This window comes from Sporomusa sp., from assembly GCF_057736855.1.
In genome coordinates, this window is record NZ_JBYKYF010000441.1 from 1 (window position 1) to 1902 (window position 1902).

3 protein-coding genes are annotated in these 1902 nt (G+C 33.0%); all 3 read left to right on the forward strand.

The window, feature by feature from the left end:
- Positions 1–222 precede the first annotated feature (222 nt).
- Positions 223–1059, forward strand: a complete 837-nt coding sequence (locus AC29Z1_RS17385) for a DNA-methyltransferase (RefSeq protein ID WP_488272703.1) — start codon at positions 223–225, stop codon at positions 1057–1059.
- Positions 1059–1280 carry a helix-turn-helix domain-containing protein gene (locus AC29Z1_RS17390; RefSeq protein WP_488272704.1) on the forward strand — a complete coding sequence of 74 codons (222 nt, stop codon included), beginning with the start codon at positions 1059–1061 and terminating at the stop codon, positions 1278–1280. Before AC29Z1_RS17385 ends, AC29Z1_RS17390 begins: the two co-directional genes overlap by 1 nt.
- A partial coding sequence (locus tag AC29Z1_RS17395) for a DNA adenine methylase (RefSeq protein ID WP_488272705.1) occupies positions 1273–1902 on the forward strand: 630 nt, incomplete at its 3' end. The genes AC29Z1_RS17390 and AC29Z1_RS17395, both read left to right, overlap by 8 nt.

Here is a 1902-nt window from a genome sequence, read left to right on the forward strand (position 1 = left end):
TTAGCGTACATCAGGTGGTTTTTTATTTCCATGTGGTGTTGATTTGACGCTTACGATTAGATAACCGCCTTTTTTTACAGGGGGTTGAGGATATAGGATGGATAAAAATTAGTATAAAAATTTAGATAAATATGTTAATATATGTTAACAAAAAGTAAATATATATTGACGCATGGTTCTAAAATATGATATAATCACGTTGAGCTTAATGGAGGGGAATATATGGAGCTAAATGTTATTATCAATCAGGACTGCATAGAAGGAATGAAAAATATTGATGACAATACGATTGATCTGATTATTGCAGATCCACCTTATAATTTGTCAAAAGGCGGTGAATGGAAGTGGGACAATAGCGTAAAACTGGCTGGAATGGGTGGTAATTGGAACAAGGTTATGGAAAGTTGGGACAATATGTCATTAACGGAATACTTTTCATTTACAATTGCTTGGTTAATTGAAGCAAAAAGAATTCTAAAGCCAACAGGTTCTATGTGGATTTTTGGTACATATCACAATATCGGAATTATTAATGTAGTTTGTCAATTGCTTAATATTGAAATTATCAACGAGATCATATGGTATAAGCGCAACGCTTTTCCGAATTTAGCTGGTAGGCGATTAACTGCTAGTCATGAAGCCTTACTATGGTGTAATAAAGGCTGTAAAAAGCGTGAGTATTATTTTGATTATGAGTACTCAAAAAATGGAAACTTTGAATATGATACCTTAAAGCAACCTGGAAAGCAAATGAGAACCGTATGGGATATCCCTAATAATAAAGAAAAACGAGAATTAGAATTTGGAAAACATCCAACTCAAAAACCTCTTAGGATTCTAAAAAGAATCATTCAAATATCATCAAGAGAAGGTGATATTATATTATCGCCTTTTTCGGGAGTTGGAAGTGAATGCTTAGCAGCTAAGGAGCTTGGGCGAAATTATATAGGGTTTGAAGTAGACAGACATTATGTAGAGATTGCAAAGAAAAGATTGGAGCATGCTATTTTGAATAATCAGATGAATATTTTTGATAGCATGATTAAAGGTGATGAATAATGAAAAAGTATATAGCTGATGAGAAAAAAATACGAAAAATCATGATTGATAAAAATATAAAATCAATAAGTGAACTTTCCCGACTTTCAGGGGTGTCAAAACCTAAAATTTATGAATTCCTAAATGGGAAAACACCAATGCAAACTTCATTTGTAAGATTAGCAGAGTTCTTAGAAATTGACCCAAATGAACTTATTGTTGAGGTAGATGAAAATGAGTAAAAGTATTAAACCTGTAATTAAATGGAGCGGAAGTAAACGCAGCCAAGCTTATGAAATAGTTAGTAAAATTCCGGCATATAACCGTTATTTTGAACCTTTTTTAGGAGGGGGTTCGGTAATGTATGCTTTGAATCCCAGTAACGCGATATGCTCAGATATTTGTGAGCCGTTAATAAAATTATGGGAGGTAATTAAGAAAGATCCTGTTGGGTTAGCTGATTACTATCGTGAACAATGGGAAAGGATGCAAAAGGAAGGCTACCAGGTATATTATGAAATAAGAGATAGATTTAATAGTTCTTTTTCCCCGTATGATTTGTTGTTTTTGTCGCGTACGTGTGTTAATGGATTGATTAGGTTTAACAGAGATGGTCACTTCAATAACTCATTACATTATTCGAGGAAGGGAATTAATCCCAAAACCCTTAAAGATATTATTCTAGATTGGTCTTCACGTATACAAAATGTAGAATTTAAAGCTTGTGATTATAAAGAGGCAACAAAAGAAGCCGGTGATGGTGATTTTATTTATCTTGATCCACCCTATTTTAATACGAAAGGCCGTTATTATAATTTGCTAACAATCGATTTTGATGAATTTTTCGATTACCTAAGAGAGCTT